General features: G+C 41.9%; 20 protein-coding genes and 1 tRNA gene. 8 read left to right on the top strand and 13 right to left on the bottom strand.

Annotation, left to right across the window (positions count from 1 at the left end; genetic code table 11):
- Positions 1–5: 5 nt before the first annotated feature.
- From DI077_RS06490 to DI077_RS06450, 9 genes are all read right to left on the bottom strand, one after another.
- Complete coding sequence (locus tag DI077_RS06490; protein WP_109018792.1) at positions 6–434, bottom strand: hypothetical protein; 429 nt, start codon at positions 432–434, stop codon at positions 6–8.
- Between the two features lie 60 nt (positions 435–494).
- Positions 495–1,652 carry a DNA methyltransferase gene (locus DI077_RS06485; RefSeq protein ID WP_109018791.1) on the bottom strand — a complete coding sequence of 386 codons (1,158 nt, stop codon included), beginning with the start codon at positions 1,650–1,652 and terminating at the stop codon, positions 495–497.
- Between the two features lie 76 nt (positions 1,653–1,728).
- Positions 1,729–2,643: an RluA family pseudouridine synthase gene (locus DI077_RS06480; RefSeq protein ID WP_242935389.1), complete on the bottom strand. Its 915-nt coding sequence runs from the start codon at positions 2,641–2,643 to the stop codon at positions 1,729–1,731.
- A 62-nt stretch (positions 2,644–2,705) separates the two neighbouring features.
- Positions 2,706–3,941: a PilZ domain-containing protein gene (locus DI077_RS06475; RefSeq protein ID WP_109018789.1), complete on the bottom strand. Its 1,236-nt coding sequence runs from the start codon at positions 3,939–3,941 to the stop codon at positions 2,706–2,708.
- Positions 3,942–3,944: 3 nt separating this feature from the next.
- Positions 3,945–6,197 (bottom strand): alpha-hydroxy-acid oxidizing protein, encoded by a 2,253-nt coding sequence (locus DI077_RS06470; protein ID WP_109018788.1) that lies wholly within the window; start codon positions 6,195–6,197, stop codon positions 3,945–3,947.
- A gap of 16 nt (positions 6,198–6,213) precedes the next feature.
- Entirely contained in the window at positions 6,214–7,350 is a 1,137-nt protein-coding gene (mnmA, locus tag DI077_RS06465) for a tRNA 2-thiouridine(34) synthase MnmA (protein WP_109018787.1), read from the bottom strand.
- A 2-nt stretch (positions 7,351–7,352) separates the two neighbouring features.
- Complete coding sequence (locus DI077_RS06460) at positions 7,353–8,270, bottom strand: hypothetical protein (RefSeq protein WP_167837077.1); 918 nt, start codon at positions 8,268–8,270, stop codon at positions 7,353–7,355.
- Positions 8,234–8,461, bottom strand: a complete 228-nt coding sequence (locus DI077_RS06455) for a hypothetical protein (protein ID WP_109018785.1) — start codon at positions 8,459–8,461, stop codon at positions 8,234–8,236. The genes DI077_RS06460 and DI077_RS06455 overlap by 37 nt, the downstream gene beginning before the upstream one ends.
- 22 nt (positions 8,462–8,483) lie before the next feature.
- On the bottom strand, positions 8,484–9,545 hold the full coding sequence (locus DI077_RS06450) for a sensor domain-containing diguanylate cyclase (protein ID WP_109018784.1): 1,062 nt from the start codon (positions 9,543–9,545) through the stop codon (positions 8,484–8,486).
- A 170-nt stretch (positions 9,546–9,715) separates the two neighbouring features.
- Here DI077_RS06450 and DI077_RS06445 point away from each other — a divergent pair.
- Positions 9,716–9,788, top strand: a tRNA-Met gene (locus tag DI077_RS06445).
- A 16-nt stretch (positions 9,789–9,804) separates the two neighbouring features.
- Here DI077_RS06445 and proC read toward each other — a convergent pair.
- From proC to DI077_RS06430, 3 genes are read right to left on the bottom strand one after another with little or no spacing between them, the layout of a single operon-like run.
- Positions 9,805–10,599: a pyrroline-5-carboxylate reductase gene (gene proC / locus DI077_RS06440; RefSeq protein ID WP_109018783.1), complete on the bottom strand. Its 795-nt coding sequence runs from the start codon at positions 10,597–10,599 to the stop codon at positions 9,805–9,807.
- Positions 10,577–11,278 (bottom strand): YggS family pyridoxal phosphate-dependent enzyme, encoded by a 702-nt coding sequence (locus DI077_RS06435; RefSeq protein ID WP_109018782.1) that lies wholly within the window; start codon positions 11,276–11,278, stop codon positions 10,577–10,579. Before DI077_RS06435 ends, proC begins: the two co-directional genes overlap by 23 nt.
- A gap of 3 nt (positions 11,279–11,281) precedes the next feature.
- Complete coding sequence (locus DI077_RS06430) at positions 11,282–12,052, bottom strand: hypothetical protein (RefSeq protein ID WP_109018781.1); 771 nt, start codon at positions 12,050–12,052, stop codon at positions 11,282–11,284.
- Positions 12,053–12,131: 79 nt separating this feature from the next.
- On the opposite strand from DI077_RS06430, the gene DI077_RS06425 reads away from it, so the two are divergent.
- Genes DI077_RS06425 through nadE form a run of 3 tightly spaced genes read left to right on the top strand, consistent with a single transcriptional unit; the run spans position 12,132 to position 16,119 of the window.
- The gene (locus tag DI077_RS06425) at positions 12,132–12,887 is read left to right on the top strand and encodes a flagellar filament outer layer protein FlaA (RefSeq protein WP_109018780.1); all 756 of its coding nucleotides are present in this window, start codon (positions 12,132–12,134) and stop codon (positions 12,885–12,887) included.
- Positions 12,888–14,180, top strand: coding sequence for a 3-deoxy-D-manno-octulosonic acid transferase (locus tag DI077_RS06420; protein WP_109018779.1), 1,293 nt, complete (start codon positions 12,888–12,890; stop codon positions 14,178–14,180). It begins immediately after the preceding gene.
- Entirely contained in the window at positions 14,167–16,119 is a 1,953-nt protein-coding gene (gene nadE, locus DI077_RS06415) for an NAD(+) synthase (protein ID WP_109018778.1), read from the top strand. Before DI077_RS06420 ends, nadE begins: the two co-directional genes overlap by 14 nt.
- Before the next feature lie 2 nt (positions 16,120–16,121).
- On the opposite strand, the gene DI077_RS06410 is transcribed toward nadE, so the two are convergent.
- Positions 16,122–16,814 carry an LIC_20245 family lipoprotein gene (locus tag DI077_RS06410; protein ID WP_109018777.1) on the bottom strand — a complete coding sequence of 231 codons (693 nt, stop codon included), beginning with the start codon at positions 16,812–16,814 and terminating at the stop codon, positions 16,122–16,124.
- A gap of 40 nt (positions 16,815–16,854) precedes the next feature.
- Between DI077_RS06410 and DI077_RS06405 the strand changes: the two genes are divergently transcribed.
- The 4 genes from DI077_RS06405 (at position 16,855) to DI077_RS06390 (ending at position 19,928) form a co-directional block, all read left to right on the top strand.
- On the top strand, positions 16,855–17,619 hold the full coding sequence (locus DI077_RS06405) for an LIC11073 family putative lipoprotein (protein ID WP_109018776.1): 765 nt from the start codon (positions 16,855–16,857) through the stop codon (positions 17,617–17,619).
- Entirely contained in the window at positions 17,609–18,331 is a 723-nt protein-coding gene (gene rsmI, locus DI077_RS06400; RefSeq protein ID WP_109018775.1) for a 16S rRNA (cytidine(1402)-2'-O)-methyltransferase, read from the top strand. Before DI077_RS06405 ends, rsmI begins: the two co-directional genes overlap by 11 nt.
- A 20-nt stretch (positions 18,332–18,351) precedes the next feature.
- The gene (locus tag DI077_RS06395) at positions 18,352–18,678 is read left to right on the top strand and encodes a flagellar biosynthesis anti-sigma factor FlgM (RefSeq protein WP_109018774.1); all 327 of its coding nucleotides are present in this window, start codon (positions 18,352–18,354) and stop codon (positions 18,676–18,678) included.
- Between the two features lie 83 nt (positions 18,679–18,761).
- A complete protein-coding gene (locus tag DI077_RS06390; RefSeq protein WP_109018773.1) occupies positions 18,762–19,928 on the top strand; it encodes an iron-containing alcohol dehydrogenase in 1,167 nt (388 codons plus the stop codon).
- Positions 19,929–19,938: the final 10 nt, after the last annotated feature.

The raw sequence follows: 19,938 nt of genomic DNA, 5'->3' as shown, positions 1-19,938 counted from the left end.
GCTATCTAAAGAATCTGTATCTTTTGCGAAATCTTTCCCGGGATACAGATATTCTTTTTAAAGTTGCAATAAAACAATTTTCCGTTTACTTCCAGATCCCCCTTTCCCGAAACTTCGAACGGCAGACCTTTTACATATTCAAAATATTCCACTTTCTTAGGATGAATGGGACCATTTAATTTCAAATCCGCTTTCGTAACAGTCAATCCATTGGCACCTGACAAAAACAGACGATGCGGCGCTTCTATCTGAAATCCGTAATCGGGCGGAAGTTCCAATCTCAATTCAAATTTGTTATTTTTCAATTTCGCCGCAGTGATCACAATCGGATGTTCCGGAACGAGGCTTCCTTGCTTTGCCGTTTGACTCATGGAATCGCTGCATTGCAAAACAAGAAAGGATAAGATAAAAACAAATACAATTCTTCTAATCATTCTGATTATTAGACTGGAAAAATAAAAACAATCGTCAATTCTTTCTCTGTTTATGAAAAGCTAGTTTGCCTTTCTTAAAACCACGCAGCGATTGGAATTTGTACCTTTTTCGTTATTGGATACGTTCCAGCAATTGGAAAGTTTGGTAAAGCTTTGCGTATGAATATAAGTTTTGGCCCAGACAAGCCCTGTTCCCTTCGCCATATCCACGACATCCTCATCCAAATTAAGAGTTTCTTTTCCCTTCTTCACCTCACCCACTTCCATTACCATATACGCACCCTTTTTCAAAACACGGGATGATTCTTTCAATGTGGAGCGAATGAACTGATTCCAATCCGTGATATTACTAAAAATACTGAGTTTGCGTTCTGAATTTTTAGGAATATCCAAAAACCAATGTCTCAGCCAATTATCCGCTTCATAATCCACCTTATCCAAAAAAGGAGGAGAAGTCACGATCAGATCCACGGATTCGGAAGCGATCGACGGAACATTATTTGCTGAAGACAAGGTGTATAAATTTTGTTTGGAGAATTCATGATAAAAAGGAGGAATCGGTGTCGCAAGATCCCTTCTCATCTTTTGAATGATTCTGGATTTGATATCGCGATACTCCGGAGTCTGATGCCTCTTTATATTATTTTTTCTCTGAGCTTCCGGAGGGATGGAAAGTTGAGGAAAAGTATAAACTGAAAAAAATCCGGTGCTATGTCCATGTAACCTGGACAATGCGATAAGTCCCAAAAATTGCATTTCAGGAGAAAGATCTTCTTTCATATAATTCTTCAGGTTTTTGATCTCAACCAAAGTATCGGGATGAAAAAAAGGAAGTAACCTTTCATCACCTTCCTCTTCGGGAATATGTTTTTTCAAATCCAAAGACTCCAGTTTTTTCACTAAAACATCGAAGCTCGGAACCGTTTGCCTTGCGCTCGCCAAAAAAATAGACAAAGGATGAATATCGTTATGAATTGCAAAATGCCCTTCTATATTGGCCTGAACAGCGGTAGTTCCACGACCACCAAACGGATCATAAACGACTTTTTTCTTTTTATGTAAAAATTCCTTCATAAAGAAAGAAGGTAACTCGGGCTTAAAGGAAGCTCTATAACTAACCGTATGATGGATAGGATGTCCTTGTCTTTGTTTTGCGGTCCAAAATTCTCCGAATAAAAATTTATCCGACTCTTTTTTTAATCTCTCTGCTCCTGCCATCCGTTGCAAAAGCCTCCTATCTTTATAACAAGATCGGAAAGAAATGAAAAAGAGCGGGGATGTTTTTTAAATTATGTTACGCGACATATTCGGACGGAATATCCGCAGCTAAGTGACATAAGTCAGACGAAAGAGGACAATGAAAATTATTTTCTTCACTGGTAGTCGGATCGACGAAAGACAACGAATATGCATGAAGGCATTGGCGGTTGTGTCCCAATTCCTCATTCAAAAGATCGGACTCGCCCGTTTGAATGAAATCAAGAAACGCAGTTTCTCTTTTTCCGTAAAGTTTGTCCCCTACTACGGGAAAACCTTCGCTAAATAATGTAGCACGTATTTGGTGGATTCTTCCCGTATAAGGTTTTACTAATAAAACGGAGATATCTTTTTTCGGATCATAGGAAATAAGAGAAAATTCGGTTAGAACGGGTTTATCGTCACCCAGACTTTCTTTCCGAAGGGATTGTTTTTTGCGGATACTCGAATCCGGATCTTTTCCCATATATCCTTCCGACACCAGTTTCTCTGGAAATTTTCCATAAACAAAGGTTATGTATTCTTTCCGAATCAACCTGTCTTCGAATAATCTTTGCAAAACAAGTCGAAACTCAGCGGTTTTTGCAAATAAAATGATCCCTGAAGTCTCCCGGTCCAATCTATGAACCGGATAAAATTTAGCACCTCTGTCGTTTTCCAGAAGATTCAAAAGAGTATTGGTTCTGTATCTTCCCGCAGGATGAACTGGAATATTGGGAGGTTTGTTCACGACGATAAAGTTTTCCTTTTCCGCCAAGATACTATAATCTTTGTTAATATCCGGTTCCCGAATGGAATTCGGTTTCGGGGAATAGGAAATTTCATCTCCTGTTTTTAAAATCAAATCAGGGAAAGAAGGATTTCCATTAATTAGAACATTCTGATTTTCTACTAAAGAAATCCAATCCTCTTCGTTATGATAGGGAAACCTTGCCTTTAAATATTCAATCAACGGATAGGAATGAAAATTGGACGGTACGAAACTTTTGTAACTCTTAAGAGGAATGGAAGACACTATTCGGGCAACGGTTCACCGGCAAAAGGATCATCCGAACTATCTGTTTCACCCGCATTATCTTCCGCATTGTTTGTTTCTTCCGAAACTTGATCTTCCGAAGTATCCGTCTCTTCCCCTTCTTCGGAAGCATTCTGTTCGGATACCTGCTCGGGAGGAGCCGCCTCCTCGGTAGGTTTGCCGATGCTTAAGAATGCATCAAGTGCATCTATATCTTTTTGGTTTAGGTTATAAAACTGACAACCTACCCTAAAATTGGTTTCCTGGTTGCGAATATTCTTAATGATACCCCTGAATGTTCCTTTGGATTCCTGATTAAAAACTATATCAAACAGGATCGTTCCGTTCATCGTCATACTTCTGCTAAATGATCTGGACGGAGAATGAAGAAAACTGATACCACCGGAACTTAAATCCATAACTTGGCAGACTTCTCTGGACTCCTGGAAGACTCCCGTGCTAATCACATCTCTCGCTACTGCATTTGCAAAAATTTCCACTTGCTGATAGGCTTCCATCGTCAGGCTGTTTTCACTTAAGACCTGCACATAACCGAGATGAACATAACCTTTGTACCGGATGGGAATACAAATCTCGGAAATATACTTATCATCAATTTTGGAAGATTCAAAAATTCTTAAGTATTCGTCGAAAGGGAAATATTGAGGATTTGCCGAACTTTTATCCTTTCTATCCATGATAAATATGGATTTTTCATAATGATGCATCAATCGAAGTCTGTTGTCCATTCTTCCCGCAAAGTAGATGGAAGATTGAGGATATGCTTTCAGTAATTTCGTTCGATAAGCAAGTAACACTGCGTCCACTTTTTTATCATCAAATCCGATCGCTTTGGAAACATCGATCACATTGATGATATTGATCGCCTTTAAGCTGGCATTGCTTCCGCTTGCAGGAGCAACTTCAACCCTGGTGGTCTCCCTTGTAGCGGCTACGATCGATATTTTTCTAGGTGTAAGTATTTCGATTCCGTGTCCGTCGCCACCAGCTAACAAAAACTGTGCGATAAACTTGCTTCCGTTATGAACAACTGATAAATTGCGATCCTTATTTGGAAAAATAAGAGGAGTGTTTATGATAAGAGCTTTGTTTTTTAAAGCGATGATCTTGACCGGAATATCCTTCCCTTCGTATTGAATGGATACGGGTAGTTTGCCGAAAAGCGCGGTAATTACTTTTAGAACACCCTCAATGTCGGTTATTTCTTTATCCATAAATCAACCATTCATCTTATGAAGTAACATTGTTTTTGCGATTTGCGATAGATCGGATGCACCGCTAACACTCATGCTTTGAGTTAATTCTTCCGAATATTTGTTGAGTAAAAAACGAATTCCCGCTTCATCACCACCCACAAGAGAAATAGCAACAGGCCTTCCCACAAGTACCGAATCCGCACCAAGTGCTAACATTTTAAACACATCCATTCCACTTCGAATGCCACCGTCCGCAAGAATCGGAATTCTTCCTTTTGCATATTCTGCGATTTTAGGAAGTACTCTTGCAGTCCCTGGCATACCATCTAAAACTCTACCGCCGTGATTGGATACTACGATTGCGGAAAAATTTCCATCTATTGCTAATTTAGCATCTTCTAAACTCATAATGCCTTTCAGTACAAAAGGTATTTTGATTTTTTCTCTGATTTTGGAAAGAGATTCCATAGATCTGGAAATACTAGAAAGATTTTTGGATGTCATTGTTCTGAAATTAACGGCGTCAATGTCCATACCTACTGCAAACACACCCGCTGCTTCCGCTTCAAGCAATCGTTCCATCAGTAAACCTTCATCCGCTCTCGGTTTACAAATCAATATTCCTTTGCCATTCGATTTTGTTATGGCATCGATCATGATTTTATATTTTTCAGGACTGGCACCGTCTCCAAGCCAAGCAATGGAACCGTTTTGTGCAAATGATTTTACGACAGCTTGTGCATAGTCCGCATCCGTCATAACAAAATTCATATTAGTCCCTACCCCGGTCATAGGTGCGGACATAATAGGCATCTTTAGTGGAAGTCCTAAAAAATCTGTGGAGATGGACGGAATCACATGATCGCGAATGTATCTGGGAACAATTTGAAACTCTTGTAATGCGGTATAATTGTCCTGGAACGTCTCCATTCGTCCGACTCCGCCCATTCCGGGAATGCCGGATGCACAATTGACTCCGTCACAGACTTTACAAACCCAACAAATGTCTTTTCCGAATCTTTGTCTGGCGGAATCATTGATTTCCTTTTCGCTAATGGAAAAAAGTTCATCTACTTCAAAAAGAATCGTCTTTTTGACTTTTTCAAAAATAAGCTCAGCTTCCGACAGAGAATCAGCAGTAATGATTACGTGTCCCGACTTATCAATGTTATTCGTAGGCTCTTTGATTACATCCCCCGGTTTGGATTGCAAAAAAACTTCATTGACTCCGTCGATTTTTTTTGTTTCTTCCAATCCTGAGATTTGAATGAGTTTGCCGGGCTTTGATAATAAGGATCTTTCGATGGAAACACGGGTCAAAACCGGTTCCAGATTGTCGGGAGTTTCACCAAGCGCAATGAGTAATGCCGCCCGGTTCAAATTGACACCGGTTGACAATGGATAGGTGAAAGCGGACATAAACCCGCCGGAAAGTCGAGCTGCAATCTCTCCGATCATTACGCCTTTTTTTGTGACTTTGATATCGCCTTTACCCGCGCCCAAATGAATTCCCAGAGCGCGCATTCCTCCAGACATCACCTTTTCCACTTCCAGGATCGTTTCTTTGGATAAGGCGGAGGGCATATTATGCCCTATTTCAATAAAAAAAGGTTCTCTTTCAATGATACGATCCGCAATCCCGGTCATTCGAATCTGGCCTTGAAAAGCAAGAGCATCTACGGATAATTCGGGACCTTCCATGTATTCTTCCAAAATCAATTCCCCCGTCGGGCAGAATTTTTTGGCATGCCGGAATGCATGAGGAATCTCATCCTTATGATTTACTTTGATCACTCCTCTTGCGCCCATATTGTCGGCGGGTTTCATTACCAAAGGAAAAGTCAAAGAATCCAGAGCATCTTTTGCATCCTGTAAGGACCAAACAGGTGCAAATCGGGGAATGGGAAGACCATGTTCTTTCAAACGTTGTCTCATCTTCACTTTGTTTGTTGCGGCTTCCGCGTCCACGAAACGGATACCGGGAAGTCCCAATGCGGAAGCGACCGCTGCAACAGTCATACTTGCATCGGTTCCCGCAGTGATCACTCCGTGGATTTGTTTGGTAAGGCTGTATCTTTTCGCCTCACGGACCATTCCTTCCAAATCTTTCGTAGACATGATGATCTTTTCATCTGCGATTTGAAATCCGATCGATTGGGGATTCATATCCGCAACAATCGTTTTCAATTTCATAGTCTTTGCAGTTTGAATGATGGGAACCTGTAATAGCCCTCCACCAATGATTAGAATGGATTTATCCGCAACTGATTTCAAATGACAAAATTCCTAGTTATGTTTGCCCCGAACCGGATACGGCGAGTTGCCCTCTTTGCAGTTGAATGCTTCCTTTTCGGATGATTCCGCCGCCCAAAAGATAATTATCATCTAACGGATAAAATGTGGCGGATTGACCCGGCGTAACACTTTTTACCTTTTCGATAAACTCCACTTTCCAAGAGTCACCGAGACTGGTCACTTTACAATGAACAGGAGTATGGCGATATCTGATTTGAACTCTCATTTCGGCCGTTTCTCCGACTTCCATGGGGTGGATCCCTTGGTAAGTGATATCTTCCAAAACGAAAGACTCGCAAAAGGTTTCTTCATCTTCCCCGACCACTACTGTTCCGTCGTCTTCGATGGAGATCACATAGAGAGGGTTTTTCCAAGACACGCCCAGACCTTTTCTTTGGCCGATTGTAAAATTTTCTTTGCCAGTGTGTTTGCCAATGATCTCACCGGAAACCAAACGGAAAAAACCGGGGGTAAAATCAACGCCTTGCTTTTTTAAAAAACTTCTATAATCGTTTTCAGGAATAAAACAAATTTCTTGGGATTCCGGTTTTTCCGCAACGGGGAGTCCCATACGTTTCGCAATTTCGCGGACTTCGGACTTATCCATTTCTCCCAAAGGGAATATAGTAGAGCTGATATTTTCTTGAGACAAACCGTACAAATAGTACGCTTGATTTTTTTTCATGTCCACGGCATTGCGAATGGCATAACGGCCGTTTATCTCAACGGTCCGTGCATAATGTCCTGTAGCGATTTTGGAAATCCCAAGCGCCTTCGCTTTTTCAAATAAAGCGCCGAACTTTACGAATGTATTGCACTCCACGCACGGATTGGGAGTGCGGCCGTCTTTATAATCATCTATGAATCTTTGGATTACCCTTTCTCCGAAAACCTTTTCCATCTTGATCACGTAAAAAGGAATATTGAGAGAAAGTCCCACATCTCTTGCATCCCGGATATCTTCGGGAGAACAGCAGGATTTTTTTGTAACATCGCAGGCCGGGGCTTCGTATTCCCAAGTGCGTAAATTAACACCGATTACATCATAACCTTGTTCTATGAGCAAACCCGCGGCAACTGCGCTGTCGACTCCCCCACTCATTGCAACTATGATCTTTTCTTTTGTGCTCACTTTTAATTGGACGAATGATTTAAGATGGCGATTCTATTTCTTGCGAAATCCCAGAATAAGGGTTTTCTGCGCAAAATATCCAAACCGATGACCCAAACCTCTTCCCTATCCTTGTCCCTTGATAAAAGGAAATTCTCAAGTGAAATTCCGCTTAAAAAGTAAATGTCAAAGTATTCTTCCCAAATTCCCAGGTTCGTCCCCAAATAAAGCGGCCCCTTCCAGTAAAAAAGATCCGCTTCCTGAATTTGATTTCCGGGCAAAAATACCTTCTTTTTGCCTTGGGATTCCAAATCCTCTTCTCCTTTAAAGGGAAGAAGACTAAGGCTCGCTCCGGTGTCCAGAATTCCAAGATAGGTCTTTTCCTTTTTGCCCTTAAAACTTGCATAATAATGAAGATTCCATTTCCGAACGGAAAGTGTACGTAAACTGGTGGATAAAAAAGCCTGCGGTCTTTCGCAAAAACTCGAAGAAGAATCGAATACAAGTAATTCCCCGTTTTCCCACCAAACACACGTATTATCAAAAAAGTCGTTTCCTACAAGTCCTTGCAGACTTTCGGGAAGAACTCCCTTTCTTTTTTTGAAAGGAAAATCCTTTCCTGCCCATCTCAATCGGAATTGGGTATCCGTCTCCGCGCCCAGATGTTCCCTCACAAAACTAATATCCGAACCGGTATCCCATAACAACGGATAAGGTTTATTTGTCTCCGGATCGGAAAACCCATGGAGCAAAAGATGGGTTCCCAAATCTTCCACTTTGAATTTGCCCTTAGGAAGAACGTTTAGTAATGATGTTTTGTTAGAAGAAGAATCGGGAGAAATGGATACGATTTCCCTCTGGCATTGAACAAAAAAGAAACAGAGGGAAAATAGAATGAAAGATCTTAAACCAGTTTTTTGATACAATTTTGATTGGGGCAACGGGAATAATCTACAATACAATCTCTGTATTCGATCCCTGTTTTCTCTTCTTTGGACTTATACTCGATAAAACAGGAATAAGGTTGGAAGTTAAACGATTTAAGTCCCAGGGCTCTATCCCGGATAGATTCGAGTACCCCGGAATGGCCAGGACGGGAAAGATCGGAGAGGATGGTAACTGCTTCTGCCATACTCTCCTCATCGGCTTTTTTTTTATTCCTTAAAGCAAATTGTTCTGTTTCTACCGGAATGTTTCGCTTGGTAGAGTGCCTTATCCGCACGTTCGATCAGATCTTTATTATTCCGGTCTGTAGATCGGAAAGTGGAAACTCCTACGGACAAAGTCACTTTCAAATCTGTGCCATCGTTCGGGTTCTTTACAACCATTGCTTCCACACTCTTGCGAATCTCCTCACCCTTAGCAAATGCTTCTTCTTCCGTAGCTCCAGGCATAACCAAACAAAATTCTTCTCCGCCGTATCTCGCGGGAATGTGATGACGTTGGCCAGCATTGATAAGTTGCCTTGCCACTTCAATCAAAACGACGTCGCCAGCTTGGTGACCGTAAGTATCATTGAATACTTTGAACTTGTCCACGTCCGTAAAAAGAAGTGCGAGCTTGGTTCCTTTTTTGCGGCAACGTTCCATTTCTTCTTTCAGTTTGGTTTGGAAGTAATGATGGATTTTCAAACCCGTCATCATATCCACGGTAGCAAGCTCATACAAACGAGCGTTATCTACTGCAATCCCGGCCAAATTGGCAAGTGTGGTCATGAATTCCTTTTCATCTTCCAAAAACTCTTCCGTAGTCATCTTTTCCCCGAGAACGAGGAGGCCGTTCACCTTTCCTTTTGCATTCAAAGGAACGATGATCTCGGCACCTAACTCACGTAAGTAGTTAAGGTCTTTGGAATCTTTTAGGGACTCAACCAAAAGGATTTGATCCATCGTGATCGCTTTCGGTTTTTCTTCGAAATAATGAATGAGAGGAGTATCGATTTTGATTTCGTAATTATGATCAGCTTCCGTTAACTCGAATCCTTTCGTGGATTGAGGCTCCAACCGGAAAAGACCTAAATCTATCTCCGGCTCCAGGTACATGGCGGCATGTAAAGTCTGCAATTGAGCTAGGCAAATATTTAAGATCGCATCAATCAGATACTTGTAATCAAGCGTAGAGTTGAGAGCGCGGGAAATCTCAAGGAGCTGTTTTTGATCGTAGATTTTTTTTTCGTAATGTTCGAATACTATGTCTGTATTTTCTTTTAGTGACAAAGCACACCGCCCAAGCTCAGATTAAATTATTAAAAACAATGAAAATAGGGTCAATGTAAAGTAAGATTTTAGGGATTGGTTTAAAAATTGTACAAATTGTGTGAACTTCTTAGAACAAAGTATAAACGATCTTGACAGAAAACCCGCGTCATAGAATGTGGTATTTACACCGCGCGGTGGAGCAGCTGGTAGCTCGTTGGGCTCATAACCCAAAGGCCACAGGTTCGAATCCTGTCCGCGCAACCGTTATTATCCTTCTTTATTCCTTTCCACCCAGTTCTTTGCTTCTCTTAGTTGCCTCCGTGACCGCATCACGGACGGCTGTGGTAAACCCACCTCTTTCCAAAGCATCCAAACCGTAAATCGTAGTTCCCCCCGGAGAAGTGACCCAATTCCGCACTTCCATCGGATGGAGACTGGGGTCCGATTCACTTAGCTTACGAAAGTACTCCACACTCCCTGCAATCGTCTCCAAAGCAAGATCCAGACTTTGCGAATAGGAAAGGCCTGCTTTCAATCCCCCTTCCGCCAGTGAATGAAGAAAAGTCATCACATAAGCCGGTCCCGATCCGGAAAGACCTGTTACGGCATCCAGTAAGGATTCCTTGTCCAGTCTAACAACCGTTCCAAGAGAAGAAAAAAGATCTACAACCAAAGAATCAAGACCGGGTTCTCCGAAAAATCCGACTGCCCCCCGGCCCACCACCAAAGGTAGATTGGGCATAAGCCTGGAAACCTTAGAACCTTTGGGTGCGTTATTTTGAATGGTGGCCACGGAAATTCCAGCAGCAATCGACAAAAATGTTTTCGGTTTTTTAAATTCTTTCACCACGGAGGCGATATCGTTCGGTTTGACTGCAAGTATGATGATATCTGCCATTTCTTCCAAGGAAGGAATTCCGGATTTGTATTCGATACCGGGGATCTTTGTTTTGGTGAAAGGATCATAACCGTAAACGAATCCTTTTCCAGAGGCATGGATTCCGAGAGCGATCGCCCCGCCCATTTTTCCGAGTCCCACCACTCCCACATTATGCCTGTTTGTCTGTTCCATAAACCCTATCCCCAAATATTTTTGAACCGATCCGCAAATAATCGGATCCGTACTGAAGTGCGAGATCGTAATCCCCACTCATCCCCATTGATAATTTTTTATCGGGGAAGTATTCATTTCTCAAATCATTCAATTTCCGAAAAGCCAGTTTAGTTCCCTCCGATTCGCCGTCGGACGGTCCCATCCCCATCATTCCTTCCCAAATGCAATATTCATTTTGAAAGTTTAACATCTCTTTCTTACGAGAGATCAACTCTTCCGTATCCATCCCGTTTTTGGAAGATTCCTTCGTAAGATTGCACTGTATAAAGTATCGGATTGTTTTTTTCTCTTTCAAAGCCCGTTTCAATAATTCGTTCAAAGTGGAGAAAGATCCCACTCCGTGAGTGAATTGGAAATGGCCAAATAACTTGCGTAAAGTACCGGATTGCACAGGTCCTATATGATGCAATTGTACCTCTTCATTTGCCTCGGGAAACTCTTCTCTCAGCCTTGTGAATTTTTCAATCGCCTCGGGAATGTAATTTTCTCCGAATACGCGGATTCCGCCGAGATAGGCTTTTCTGATTACTTCATAAGGTTTTGTTTTGGAAACAGCCAGGATTTGAAATGATTTCTTCGGGTATTGGGATTGAAGAGAGGAAATGAGGTTTTTGTAAGATTCTCCGTAGAAAGACAAGAATTAAGGTCCGAGAGATTTTTCTAATTTTTCGATTCTTTTTTCAATCTCTGTAAAACGCATTTCGTTCTTTTGGTTCTGCAATACAAACTTGGATTCCATATCTTTGAACCGCGCTTCCAAACTCACAGATTGTTTTGATTTGGTTTCTGAACCGGTGCGACTGGGTTTTGCCCAAGTCTTTTTGACTTGAGACTTAGAATCGGAAACTTTTTTTGCGGTGTAAACATATTTTGGCGCAGATTGTTTTTTCTTTGCCGCAGGTCGATAAACAGCAGTTTGCTGCTTGTTTTTCTTTTCTTTGGAAGTGGAAGAGATCTTTGGACGGACTTCTTTGGGAAGATCACGAGGCTCTTCCGCAAACTTGTCTCCGATCATTTCCTTTTCTTTTTCTATAGCAACTTTTTCGGATGATTTCGGATTTTGTTTTTTTTCCGTTTGGCTACCGGTTACGGAAACGGATTTGGAACTAGGCTTTTCCCAAGCGGGATCCATCTCTTCCAAACTGGGGAGATTGGGTAATTTGGTCTTTGTGGATTTGTCTTCTTTATTGGAAGGATCCTCAACATTCGCAGTTTCCTTTTCTGAAGAAACAGGGGAAGTCCAAGGTTTTTCGATGATGCGGTCTTCTTTTTCCAAAGAATTGGCTTTGCCGATCATCTGAATTTTTTGGTAGATTTCATTACGATAAATGAATCCAAAAATAAAAGAAGAAAGGAGTAGTACGACAAGGATCGCCGTTGTGAAGATTTTTAGATTATCCTGTCTAGCCATAGAAAAGACTTTACCCTTCTTATTTTTTACCGTTACTATAGAAAGGATTACACTTTTTTGCCGATTAGAAAAGTTAGAAATGTTTTTATTTATAAAAAAAGTTAATATATTTTTTCTACTTCTTATCTTTTTTTGCCTGGACCTGAGTGGCGCACCCAGACCTTGGGACAGAGATGAAGAAGGTAGAGTTTTACGACTGCAAAAAGCACTCGAAAATGAAAAAAACTATGTCTTATTCCTTGCGGAAGACTTCGAAGGAGAAAGGCCTTGGAGTATTTACAGATCCGATTCTTTTTTAAATCACACCGAGTTCAGCGCAAATCTTCCCGACTCCTCCGCATTTCCCCAAGAAAAGGAAATTTTGAAAAACAACGGTTATCCGAATGTACAAACCCAAAATTCTTTTTTGGTTCATAGTTATGTGGAGAATCCGAAAAGAGACCATTGGACGATCAGACCCGAAGAACAATTGTTACTTCCTCTAGGACTTCCCATTCAAGCGATCATTTGGGTTTATTCGGAAGGCCATCATATGGCATTGGATCTGGTAGTGACTCAGAAAAAATCAAAAGAGATTTACCTGCCTTTGGGAATTTTGAATTTTTTCGGTTGGAGAAGACTGGAAGTTCCCATCAATCTCCCGAAGGAAAATGCAAGACTCATCCAATCTTTTTCCTTACCTATGTCAGTAAAAGCATTTCGGCTAACATCTCAACCGACTCAGAAAACCGGTGCCTTTCATTTGTATTTCGATCAATTGTGTTTTTTAATGGATAAGTCCACTTTTGTTTACCCCGGATCTGAAGTGCAAGATACTTGGGGAAACAAACGTTAAATGGCATATTTTTTCTATAACCTGATTCTCATTCTGCTTTACCTCCCCTTTCGGATCATTGTTTTTCTTTTTCCCAAAGGAAGAATGTTATTAAACAAAAGAAAAAATAGTTTAACGGAACTTTTAAATTCGGAAGAGGACGCACGTAAAAAAACAGTTTGGTTGCACGCTTCCAGCGTGGGGGAACTCGATCAGGCCCGTGCACTTGCAGCGGAAATCAAAAAACAAAATCCTTCTCTCTTTATCATCCAATCGGTTTATTCGGATAGCGTTACCGACAAACAAAGGATCGATCCTAACTTCGATCGTAGTTTTATCTTGCCTTTGGATTTTCCATTCGCTTACGATTCCGTATTCAAAAAATTTAAACCGGAAAAGCTCATCATCCTGGCTTGGGACACTTGGCCTAATTTATTAAAGACGGCATACAAATACGATTGTAAGTCTTATTTGGCATGCGCTTCTTTGTCTTCCGGTTCGGGAAGAAAAAAAGGATTCGTTCATTCTTTAACAAAAGCTAGTTTCCAATATCTGGAAGGGATTTATCCTTCCCATCCCATCATGGTGGACGAGTTCAAAACATTGGCCTCAGGCCATAAGATAGAAACATTGGGTGATACACGTTTCGAATCGGTCTTGAACCGGATCGAGTCCGGAACTCCTCCGGAAAGATTTCAAACTTTTTTGAAAAAATACAAAACGGAAATAGAAAGCCGGAAACCGATCTTACTCGGTTCCACTTATTCCCAATGCGAATCCTATTTTTTGGATTTTATTTCCCATTGGTCCGAAGAGAATCATCCTTTGCCCACATTTTGGATCTTTCCGCACAAATGGGAAGAGAATCGAATGAAATCATTCCGATCGAAATTGGAATCGATTACGACTGTAAAAACCTTTTCAGAGCTTACTGATAAGAATTCGGAATACCCTAAGATCGTGCTTGTGGATGAATTGGGGATTTTGGCATTTGCTTATCAATTTGCCAAGTTTGCTTATGTGGGAGGCGCTTTCCATCATAGGGTGCATAATACGATCGAACCTGCAGCATTCGGGCTCACTCTAGTCACCGGACCGAAAATTTCAAACGCACCGGAAGCCATCGTTATGCAAAAGCTAGGTGGTCTTGCAGTTTGCAACGATAAGAAAGAATATATAGACGCTTTTGAAAAGCTGATTTTAAACCCGAATCTCGCCAAAGAATTGGGGGCAAAAAATAGAAACTTTGTGCTGGAAAACAAAGGGGCTTCGGAAAAAATCTACAGTAGAGTTTTTTCGAATGACCCTAATTAAAATTGCAGCTGTATCTCTCAATACAACTCCTCTCGATTTTTCAGGAAATCTAAAATCAATCAAATCCAGTCTCGAGTCGGAAGAGATTACCGATTCCGATTATGTATTATTTCCGGAACTTGCCATCTCGGGATACGGATGTGAGGACGCTTTTTACAAAGAAAGTGTTTGGAAAAGATCCTGGGCGTCCCTTCTGGAAATCCTTCCCTATTCCAAAGATAAAACGATCTTAGTCGGTTTGCCTGTCTTTCATTCTTCCTATCTTTATAATTGCATCGCGGTTCTTCATGCAGGCGAAGTAGTCTGTTTGATTCCGAAAATGAATCTCGCCAACACGGGAATCCACTATGAAAAAAGATGGTTTCATTCTCCAACAGGTTTTATAGTCGAGAACTTTATTCCACCAAACCATAGTTCAATGAATCGTGGGCCGATTCCTTTCGGGCATTTTATCCTGGAAAAAAACGGAATCCTCTCTGCGGTGGAAATCTGCGAAGACTCCTGGAACTTGAATCGCCCTTCTCAATATTATGCGGAAAACGGAATCGATGTTTTGTTTTCTCCGGGTGCTTCCCATTTTGCCATGGGAAAAAGAGAAATCCGAAAAAGAATCTTTCAGGAAACAAGCAGAATCCAAAGAAACCTGGCAGTCTTTACCAATCTTTGCGGAAACGAATCGGGGAGAGCCATATACGAAGGAGGAAGTTTGTTTTGTGAAAACGGAAACGTTTCCAAAGAAGGGCCAAGACTCTTTTTTTCCAATTACAGGATCACCACATACAATTCTTCTCTTTCCGAACTTCGTTCCTTGCGTGCCAAGGAATTCAGAAATTCCCATCCGAACGGAAACCATAAAAAAATCCCTGTCTTAGGTTTAACCTCGTTTAACAAAGATTCCAGCCCTTCGAATTTCATATTGGATATGAGAGAAAAAGAGAAACGAAAGGAATCCGATTACAAGGCTCCAATCACTGTGTATGAGGATTTTACCCGCGCCGTTTCCCTCGGACTTTATGATTATCTACGAAAGTCAAAAACAAAAGGATTCACTTTATCTTTGTCAGGTGGTGCAGACAGTGCGATCTGTGCGCTACTTACCAAATCTATGAAAGAACTTGCCAAACAGGAATTGGGAGATTCCGTTTTTTCGGAACTGGGAATCCAGGAAGAAAATCTATTGGTTACTCTTTATCAAAAAACGGAAAACAACTCCACACTAACGGAAAAGATCGCCTCCCTACTTGCCAAGGAAATAGGAAACAAACACTATCAAGTCTCAATTGATTCCTCCGTAACCCTAGCGGTCGAATTGATCGAGTCTCAAATCGGTAAAAAACTAAATTGGGAAACGGATGATCTCGCACTCCAAAATATCCAAGCCAGAGTCAGGTCTCCTTTGATTTGGCTACTTGCCAATACCAACGGACATCTTTTACTTTCCACAAGCAATCGTAGCGAAGGTAGCGTCGGTTATACGACTATGGACGGGGATTCTTCCGGGTCGCTTTGTCCGATTGCGGGAGTGAGTAAGGAATTTTTGCTTCGCTTTTTGGATGATATTCAAGCGGGAAATAACGCATACATCGGCCCCAAAGAATCCATTGGAATCTTAAGACAGACAAAACCGACAGCCGAACTCAGACCTCTTGTCACCGAACAGGAAGATGAAAAGGATTTGATGCCTTATCCTATTTTACAGGAAATCGAAAGGCTTCTTGTTTATGTGGGACTCGACGAAGAAGAATGTTTGGAAAGAATTCTGGAAAAAGATAACTCTCTTTCCCAAGATACTGTTTCCAAACAAATAGAAAGATTTGTCCGATTGTTTAAAGTCTCCCAATGGAAAAGAGAAAGGCTTCCTCCCTCTTTCCATTTGGATGAATACGGATTGGATCCGAAGACAAGTCTTCGGTATCCGATCCTATCGGGCGAATTCTAAATTTAAGGGAGAGGAATGCCCGCTTTGTTATAGGCGGCTTCCATTTCCCGATCCACTTGTTCGTTCTGAAATTTAATGTTAGTTAGTATTTCCTGGAATTTTTTGTCCATTTCGGCATCTTCCCCGCCTTGGCTCTCAATCAGATAATTGATGATCTCCATTCGATCGTTCCCTTGTTTTTTCACATGAGAATAATAAAATTGAACATCCGATGCGGGAGGATTGCCGCCAAACACTGCTGTTGTGGCCTGCGCCAATTTTTGCCCGTGTTGTTCCTGTTGCGCTTTGAGTTCGGGAGTCAAACGTTTGGGAATCAAATCGTTGTCCGGAAAAAGTTCCCGTAGTTCGTCAAATGTCTCCATAGCCTCGGGTGGATACGGTTTGCCGGTTTGTGGATTGATAGGGATCTCTCCGTCGCCTGAATTGTTTGCGACTTTGGATTCTTCCTCGTATTTCATCCCTCCGGCTTTGTAATAATCCGAGTCGAAGATGGATTCCGCATCTTCGCCCCTCACCCCAAGCGGATTGTTTGTTTTTCCTTTGGGACCGCCTCCCAACAAATAAGAAAGAGCTTTGGATTTTTTGTCTTTTTTCTCTTTTTCCGCTTCATCATCACGGAAAGTAAAAAGCAAAGCGACAAAGAACAGAATGAGTGCTACGAAAGCTGAATAGAGTATTTTTTTTTGGATTCCCATAGATTGAATTCCTAAAATCGTGGGAGGGAACGTTTTTTACATGCGCCGCACCCTCTCATATCCATTATATCTAATCAGCTTTTCCTTTCTTTCCTTTTTTAGCTGTGGAACCAATACGGATACTCCGGTTGCTCCTTTTATTTTTTTAGTACCTCCGGGCGTTCCCCAAATTCTGGCAGTAGTCGCTGTAAATAGCAATATCACCGACAATTTTGAATTGGATGCCCAGAACTTTAATGCCAATCCCCGCCCGGAATTTTTAGTTCGTTATTATGTAACCAATAGAGAACCTCAATTCCAAGGTTATAATCTCTATATTACGACTGCTACACCCGCCATCATTCAAACGATTTCCGGGGAGTGGTTGGAGGATGGGGTACAACCCAGTTTTCCTCATTTGCCGTTTCAAAACTCTACGGATTCCAAAAATATAATTACCAAAAGAATCCGTTACCAGGTTCCTCCCCCAGGAGTGTATCCGTTTCAAAAATGCCAGATTTATAATTTCACCCTTCGTTCCTTCCTTGCCAATGGCTTGATTTCCAACCCTTCTGCGAGTGTCTCCAACTGTTCCGGTGGTTATGAAATGGTAGCCCAAGGGTTGGGAGTTTCCCCTCTCTCACTTTGTCCGGCCAATACCGGTTGCAATACAAACACTGCTTGTGCCATTTCCGGCTGCGGAACCCCAAGTGCCTGCCCTCTGGGAAGTGCCTGCAATCCCTGTTTGGTTGCGGGAAAAGAAACATTGGGTTGCCCCTGTCCTTCCGGTTCCAAACCCCCAGGGTGTCAGTTCATTGGCCCGTAATACCGAAAAAGGATGTCTTTACGTAGTGGCGACCCCCATTGGAAACCTGGGAGACGTCACCGCACGGGCGATTGAAGTTTGGAATTCCGTGGAAGCGGTTTATTGCGAATCTCTTTCCGAAACCAGAAAGCTTTTTTCCAAACTAGGTGTGAACGCAAAAGTCTACCCGGTTTATAAAGATTCCTCCGAAACACCTTACGCTCCATTGATGCAAGGTATGAAAGAAGGCAAATCCTACGCACTTGTATCGGATGCAGGAACACCGGGAGTTTCCGATCCAGGCTCCCATTTGGTACGGATCGCAAGGGAGAAAGGTTTTTCCGTTGTACCGGTTCCGGGTGCTTCCGCACTCACTGCCCTACTCTCCGTTTCCGGATTTCAGGTAAATCCTACTTTATTCTTAGGATTTTTATCGGAAAAGCCGGGCAAAAAGAGAAAGGAGCTGGAAGAAGCCGGAAAAATAGAAGGATTGGTCGTTTTTTACGAATCCGTCCACAAATTACCCCGCCTTTATCCTATGCTTTTGGAACTTTTTCCCGAAAATGAAATTCTGGTAGGAAGAGAATTGACAAAGACATTCGAGGAAATACGTTATTATGCCAATCCAAAGGAACTTTTGGAAAATCCTCCTGTTGCGAAGGGTGAGTTCGTATTTCTCCTGAATTTACGAAAAAAAACGCTTAAGGGATTTTCCATAATCTCCGATACTTGAATCGAAAGAGGACAAATAGTATGAACGTAGATAAAATAGGGAGAGTTGGTGGTTACGGTTATGAACCTAAAAAGACTGCTGCTACTTCCAAAACAGAATCTAACGGTCCGGTAGACACAATTTCGATCTCTGATGCGGCTAAAAAACTTGCAACGGAGGCAAAATTACAATCTGAAGTGAAACAAATCGCAAAACAGATCGTAAGTGCTCCTCCTGAAGAAGACCGCACGGAAAAAATCAAGGCAGTTAAAGATCGTTTAAAGAACGGAGATTATGATAATCTTTCCAACGACATGTTGGATAAAATTTCCGACCAAATTGCTTCTACATTTTTAGGACAACTGTAAAAAGGACAGGTGGTGAGGGGTCCTTTCAATTTGTCCTCTTTGCGGATTCTGCCACCTTTACTTAGTTATACTTAGGAGGACGTATGCCAGTCCTCCCGGAATGGATCAACTTCCAATTTCCCCCGAAAATTCACTTCGAAATCGACTGCGGTTATAAACTAGGTTCCTTTGTTAAAAACATAGGCACCAGAGTTGTGCTGATAGCAACTCAGAAAGAACTCGAAAACGCGGAAGAATTATCCATCATCAAAACCAGTTTGGAAAAACACTCGGAAGGAGTGATCATCTTCGATGATATCGTCGATAAAGTTCATTTCAAAGATCTGGACTCCACTGCCCATTTCCTCCGCATATCAAATGCAGATTGTGTCGTAGCTTACGGCTCTTTCGAGTCGATTAATGCCGGTAAAGCGGCTGCACTTCTTGCTACAAACGATCTATTCGCAGAAGAGCTATTAGTTGGCAAAAAACAATTAAAAAAAAGGGGCCTTCCCGTCATCGTCGTTCCCACCAAACCGCTCCTGGGAAACGAATGTTCTCCTTTCTTTTCGGTTGTGGATGATAAGGACAAGAATAGAAAGTACTTCGCGCACGAATGGGCTTTCCCCGAACTAGTCGTATCCGATCCGAAAATCGGTGCCGGTATGTCCTCTACGGAAACTGCGAAAACGGGGATCGCCATCCTATCCGCAGCAGTAGACAGTATTCTTTCCAAATACGCAAACGAAATCACTTCTTCCACTGCACTGCGTGCCATCGAATTGATTTCCAAAAACATTGTGCCCGCCATCCGGGAACCTCGTAACCTGGGTCCCAAAAACTCGATTTATGCGGCAAGTTTACTTGCAGGAATCGCACAATCCACAAGTTCCCTCGGACTCTGTTATGCGTTATCACTCGCAGTAACAACTGTTACTAATCTTGATATATTTCAAGCCATGTCGATCCTACTTCCCCATGTGATGGAATACAACCTCACCTCCTCCGCAGGTAAATACGTAATGATCGCGAGAGCTTTGGACGAAGATGTTTCCAATATTTCGGTCATCGAGGCTGCGATCAAAGCGGTAGAGGGAATCAGAAAGATTTATCTGGAACTCAGAATCCCACAAAGATTATCCGAGTATGAAGTGAAAAAAATCGATCTTCCCGGAATTGCAACTCTTGCTGCGACTTATCCGTTTCTAGATTGCCTTCCCAGAGAATTACCGAAAAATGAGATAGAGACGATACTAGTCGCCGCTTTCTAAGTTTATTTGG

It is taken from the genome of Leptospira kobayashii, assembly GCF_003114835.2.
Classification (GTDB): Bacteria; Spirochaetota; Leptospiria; order Leptospirales; family Leptospiraceae; genus Leptospira_A; species Leptospira_A kobayashii.
Note: the sequence above shows the minus strand (reverse complement) of the source record. Positions and strands in the feature narration are given on the sequence as shown.

Coding starts and splice junctions, on each gene's coding strand:
- DI077_RS06490 (WP_109018792.1), bottom strand. CDS start 434: ATGATTAGAAGAATTGTATTTGTTTTTATCTTATCCTTTCTTGTTTTG.
- DI077_RS06485 (WP_109018791.1), bottom strand. CDS start 1,652: ATGGCAGGAGCAGAGAGATTAAAAAAAGAGTCGGATAAATTTTTATTC.
- DI077_RS06475 (WP_109018789.1), bottom strand. CDS start 3,941: ATGGATAAAGAAATAACCGACATTGAGGGTGTTCTAAAAGTAATTACC.
- DI077_RS06455 (WP_109018785.1), bottom strand. CDS start 8,461: ATGGCAGAAGCAGTTACCATCCTCTCCGATCTTTCCCGTCCTGGCCAT.
- proC (WP_109018783.1), bottom strand. CDS start 10,599: ATGGAACAGACAAACAGGCATAATGTGGGAGTGGTGGGACTCGGAAAA.
- DI077_RS06430 (WP_109018781.1), bottom strand. CDS start 12,052: ATGGCTAGACAGGATAATCTAAAAATCTTCACAACGGCGATCCTTGTC.
- DI077_RS06425 (WP_109018780.1), top strand. CDS start 12,132: ATGTTTTTATTTATAAAAAAAGTTAATATATTTTTTCTACTTCTTATC.
- DI077_RS06420 (WP_109018779.1), top strand. CDS start 12,888: ATGGCATATTTTTTCTATAACCTGATTCTCATTCTGCTTTACCTCCCC.
- nadE (WP_109018778.1), top strand. CDS start 14,167: ATGACCCTAATTAAAATTGCAGCTGTATCTCTCAATACAACTCCTCTC.
- DI077_RS06410 (WP_109018777.1), bottom strand. CDS start 16,814: ATGGGAATCCAAAAAAAAATACTCTATTCAGCTTTCGTAGCACTCATT.
- DI077_RS06405 (WP_109018776.1), top strand. CDS start 16,855: ATGCGCCGCACCCTCTCATATCCATTATATCTAATCAGCTTTTCCTTT.
- DI077_RS06395 (WP_109018774.1), top strand. CDS start 18,352: ATGAACGTAGATAAAATAGGGAGAGTTGGTGGTTACGGTTATGAACCT.
- DI077_RS06390 (WP_109018773.1), top strand. CDS start 18,762: ATGCCAGTCCTCCCGGAATGGATCAACTTCCAATTTCCCCCGAAAATT.